2 protein-coding genes are annotated in these 1,752 nt (G+C 74.6%); one reads left to right on the top strand and one right to left on the bottom strand.

The annotated features are described in order from the left end of the window. On the bottom strand, nucleotides 1-434 hold a 434-nt coding region (locus G3I65_RS02885), incomplete at its 3' end, for a LacI family DNA-binding transcriptional regulator (protein WP_160694464.1). Between the two features lie 134 nt (nucleotides 435-568). Here G3I65_RS02885 and G3I65_RS02880 point away from each other — a divergent pair. Continuing rightward, a partial coding sequence (locus tag G3I65_RS02880; protein WP_160694461.1) for an MFS transporter occupies nucleotides 569-1,752 on the top strand: 1,184 nt, incomplete at its 3' end.

Raw genomic sequence — 1,752 nt, 5'->3', positions numbered from 1 at the left:
ACCAGTACCGCCGGGCTCCCCGAGGCGAGCAGGCCCGGCACGCGCGGGTCGTCGTCGCCGGCGTCCAGCACGATCACCGCGTCGGCCAGCGCGGCCGACGTCACCCGGTGCAGGCCCGCCGTGCCCGTGTCGTCGGTGACCAGGAGCAGGTCGAAGCCGAGTTCGCGCGCGGTGCCGGCGGCCGCGGCGAAGAACTCCATCGCCACGCCCAGGTGCCGGTCCAGTCCCACGGCGACCGCGAGCACGCCGGCCCGGGACGCGACCGATCCGCCGCGACGCCGGTAGCCGAGGGTGCGGATGGTCTCCTCGACCCGCCGCCGCGTGGCCGCGGAGATCGTCCGCTTGCCGGTGATCACGTACGACACCGTGCTCGCCGAAACCCCGGCCGCGTTCGCCACGTCGGTGATCGTCACCGAGCCGCGGGGGTTCGTCATCGTCGGGGACCTTCGGTTGAGTTAGCGCTAACATCGAGTGGGGACGCTGACCATAATCGCGGGTGGAGCCGCTGGTCAAGCAGCGCGCGCCGGACGGTTGACCTCAAGTATGGTCGAGCTTCTACGCTCGCCGCATGACCGAGACGACGATCGTGCGGCGGCCGCCGAAGTCCCTGCTGGCGACGTTGCTGGCGGTCAGCACGATGACGATCATGGCCAGCGCCACGATCACCCCGGCCCTGCCGGGCATGGAACGGCACTTCGCCGCGGAGCCGCACGCCCAGCTGCTCGTACGCCTGGTGCTGACCCTGCCCGGGCTGGCGATCATGGTCTCCGCGCCGCTGCTGGCCCGGCTCAGCGGCCGGACCGGGCGGGTGCGGGTGCTCGTCGCGTGCCTGCTGCTCTACATCGTCGGCGGCGGCTCCGGCCTGGTCCTGGACTCCCTGCCCGCGCTGCTCGCCGGACGCGCCCTTCTCGGCGTCGGGATCGCCGGCGTCATGACCACGGCGACCGCGCTGCTCGCCGATCACCACCCCGCCGCCGACCACAGCCGCGTGCTGGGCCTGCAAGGCGCCGCCATGGGCTTCGGCGGGGTCGTCGCGCTGCTGCTGGGCGGCCTGCTGGCCGCGCTGAGCTGGCGCGGCCCGTTCGCCGTCTACCTGCTGGCCGTGCCGGTGCTGGTCCTGGTGCTCCGGTTCGTCCCCGAAGCGGCCGCACCGCAGGCGGGCCCCGAAGACGCCCCGGCCGCGACGCCGTGGACGCCGCGGCTGCTCGGCTTGTACGCGGTCATGTTCCTCGGCGTGATCGTCTTCTACACCGTGCCGACGCAGGCGCCGTTCTGGCTCGACCGGGTCGGCGGCGCGGGCCCGGCCGTGACCGGCGCGCTCATCGCCGCGGTGAACCTGGTGATGACCGTGGTCGGCCTGAACTTCCGGCGACTGCGGGCCCGCTGGGACTTCCCGGTGCTGGCCGCCGCGATGTTCGCCGCGTTCGCGGCCGGGCTGGCCGTCCTCGGCTCGGCGGGCGGGCTGGGCACCGCCGCGGCCGGGATGGTGGTGGTCGGCGTGGGGATCGGCCTGCTGAACCCGGTGGTCAACGGCTGGGTGGTCGCCTCGGTCGCCCCCGGCGCCCGCACCAAGGCCCTCGGCCTGCTCACGTCGGCGCTGTTCCTCGGCCAGTTCGCGTCCCCGCTGCTCGCCGAGCCGGTGATCGACGCGGCCGGGCTCGGGTGGACGTTCGGCTACGCCGGGATCCTCGCCGCCGTGGTCGCGGGCGTCATGGCCGGGGCGCTGCTGCTGCGGCGCGCCGGCGCTGCGGC

The sequence above is a fragment of the Amycolatopsis sp. SID8362 genome (assembly GCF_010550475.1).
GTDB lineage: Bacteria > Actinomycetota > Actinomycetes > Mycobacteriales > Pseudonocardiaceae > Amycolatopsis > Amycolatopsis eburnea.
Note: the sequence above shows the minus strand (reverse complement) of the source record. Positions and strands in the feature narration are given on the sequence as shown.